2 protein-coding genes are annotated in these 1,580 nt (G+C 52.0%); both read right to left on the minus strand.

Translation table 11 applies throughout. The features are described 5' to 3' along the window. Nucleotides 1-291, minus strand: a 291-nt coding sequence (locus tag JX325_RS16425; RefSeq protein ID WP_204792107.1) for a hypothetical protein, incomplete at its 3' end; no start/stop codon positions are given. Between the two features lie 363 nt (nt 292-654). Next, nucleotides 655-1,416: a hypothetical protein gene (locus JX325_RS16430; RefSeq protein WP_204792108.1), complete on the minus strand. Its 762-nt coding sequence runs from the start codon at nt 1,414-1,416 to the stop codon at nt 655-657. Nucleotides 1,417-1,580: the final 164 nt, after the last annotated feature.

Below are 1,580 nucleotides of genomic sequence, written 5' to 3' on the forward strand. Positions count from 1 at the left end.
GGATGTTTCGACGATATAAACAGTATTGCCGTCCTCATCGATGGACTGGTCCATCAGTTGAGCGGATGCGTCAGAGATCATGTAAACGTCTGTGTAGAGTCCAGTGACTTCCTCCAGAGCACGGTCAACAATGGTGTTTTCCGTGGGAGAAGCCGCCATTGCAGAGATGTCGGGATCAGTATAGGTATCACTGCCAGCGGTGTCCGGTTTGGCGGCGAAGCAGGGGATGACCAAGGCCAGACTCATAACCAGGACCAGAAGCAGGGATGTTAGTTTCTTCATTTTTTTCATGTTGAATCTCCTTTTCTTTGTACAGTGTTTTGTGTGTGGGTGTGTTAAGCTCTCTATTGCATTGGACTACTCCTTTCGTGCCCCCGGTGGTGTGGGATCATCGGTTTCGGCTTATGTGCCTTTGCAGGGGAATCGTGTAGCCAAATTCCATTGCCGGACAGCCTCCAAACTCTTGCTTTGATGATTTACGGCGGGGCCTGACCATGCAGGCCCCGCCTGGTGTTGGGTGCATGCTGTTCACTTGTACTGCATCAGGGAAATGAACACATCTGCGGCACCCCTGGGTTCGGTGCCACGAAGCATACAGGCAAATGTCTGCACCATTTACCGCCCGAAGAGCTGCTCCACATTGGTCCGCGCCGTTTAAAAGTTAGGCGTGTTGGTGCTGTCAACCTCAGGGATATCAAGCTCGAAGGAACCGATCGCATTGCCGTTCATGTCATACAGAGGAATCATCTGGACCGCCGCTGTGGAAACAGCAGGATTGATTGTGGGGACATCCGCAACGCGGATGTAGCCGTCAACGCCCTTCTGGTTGGTAGCGGAAATCAGATCGGGGTCCTCGCCAACCATATCAGCAAGGAGCACAGAGCCATAGGTTTCACCCGCAGTGTTTACAGGATAGGTACCGTCCTCGGTGAGCATGCTCTCAGCAAGTGTGGAAACCTGCTTTGCCATGTTCGCAGAACGGAGGTATGCGCTGGCGTTGGTTTCACGCAGACGCATCAGCTGACTCCCATCGACACGGGCCCAGCCAAGACCAGCAACGCTGGTCGTAGTCCAGTACGGATCGGTCGTGACCATGTGAAAATAGTTCCGAGAAGGGAGCGGGATTTCCCCAGTTTGTGCGAGGACGCTGCCGTTGGATGCATTTATAAGGGTAGCCATCAGGCTAATTGCGCCGCTGCCTACATAGGAACCGTTTGCGGTCCGTACTGTAGCACCTGCGCGGAATTGATTCCCGCCGTCAACATACAGCGTGGAGTGGGCCAGGTACTCACAATTCCCGTAAAGGGAGGTGGTAGAGGATTTGTACTCCCCATAGGCCGATGCGACCATGCAGCAGGCCATGACGGCAACGAGCATCATAGCTGCAATTTTGGAAAACATTCTCGTCTTTCTCATAGTGTAAAACTCCTTTTTCTCATTCTTGCGTTAATTCGAGGATCAAGGTTTTTATTCTGTGTGTATTATTGCCACCATTTATTTTGCCTTACGGCCTCCTGTGCTTCTTCCAAGGTCATTCCATCAAAATGCCCTTGGCATCTACCCTCATGCTCTCCGATAAT

It is taken from the genome of Oscillibacter sp. CU971 (assembly GCF_905219725.1).
In the GTDB taxonomy this organism is placed as follows: Bacteria; Bacillota; Clostridia; order Oscillospirales; family Oscillospiraceae; genus Oscillibacter.

What these genes read in the sequence shown, in the direction of transcription:
- JX325_RS16430 (WP_204792108.1), bottom strand. Translation starts at nt 1,416, where the DNA reads ATGAGAAAGACGAGAATGTTTTCCAAAATTGCAGCTATGATGCTCGTT.